Source organism: Neisseria sp. P0024.S006 (assembly GCF_051956595.1).
In the GTDB taxonomy this organism is placed as follows: Bacteria; Pseudomonadota; Gammaproteobacteria; order Burkholderiales; family Neisseriaceae; genus Neisseria.
Genome location: NZ_JBQCXH010000046.1, coordinates 1 through 461, shown reverse-complemented (window position 1 = coordinate 461; position 461 = coordinate 1). Strand labels below are relative to the sequence as shown.

At 54.4% G+C, this 461-nt stretch carries 1 protein-coding gene; it reads right to left on the bottom strand.

The genetic code is table 11. The features are described 5' to 3' along the window. Nucleotides 1-461: hypothetical protein (locus ACTHUF_RS11190; protein WP_440407732.1), on the bottom strand; the 461-nt coding region annotated here is incomplete at both ends.

Here is a 461-nt window from a genome sequence, read left to right as displayed (position 1 = left end):
ACCAACAACACCACAACCACCACCACAACAAACAACAACCCCACCCAACCAAACACCACCACCACCACCACCACCAACAACAACACCCAAACCCCCAACAACACCAACAACACCACCAACAACACCCCAACCAACCACAAACAACCAACCACCACCAACAACACCCCCACCACCAACACCAAAACCACCACCAACCACACCAACCACCCCACCACCCACAACACCAACACCAAACCCAACCAAACCAAAACCACCCACAACCCCCACACCACCACCACCAACAACGACACCACCAACCCCAACACCACCCACCACCAAACCCCCACCCAACCCAACAACAACAACACCACCCCAAACCCCAACCACAACACCACCACCACCAACAACAACCACAACAAAACCAAACCCCCCAACACCAACACCACCACCACCACCACCAAAAACCAAACCCCCAACACCAA